At 69.4% G+C, this 255-nt stretch carries 1 protein-coding gene; it reads left to right on the top strand.

The features are described 5' to 3' along the window. A partial coding sequence (locus AB3X89_RS40670) for a hypothetical protein (protein WP_368588111.1) occupies positions 1–255 on the top strand: 255 nt, incomplete at both ends.

Here is a 255-nt window from a genome sequence, read left to right as displayed (position 1 = left end):
AGGCGCTGCAGGCGGTCGTGGCACGCAAGATCGACGCGTATCTGCGCCAGGCCCGCGGGGAGGCAGCCGCCCGTGCCGGGCTGCGCCTGAAGGACGGCGACGAAGCCTGCGGCACGCGCTGTGCGGCGCTGTCACTGTATCAGGTGCTCAAGGCATACAGTCTGGTGGCCCGCCAGTGGAAGCCGCGCTACATCAGTGGCGAACGCGCGTCGGTGAAGGCGCGACAGGAGAGCCTGAAGCAGTGGGTGCGCCAGA

Origin of the sequence: Paraburkholderia sp. BR14320, from assembly GCF_040948665.1 — a bacterium.
Lineage (GTDB): Bacteria > Pseudomonadota > Gammaproteobacteria > Burkholderiales > Burkholderiaceae > Paraburkholderia > Paraburkholderia youngii.
Note: the sequence above shows the minus strand (reverse complement) of the source record. Positions and strands in the feature narration are given on the sequence as shown.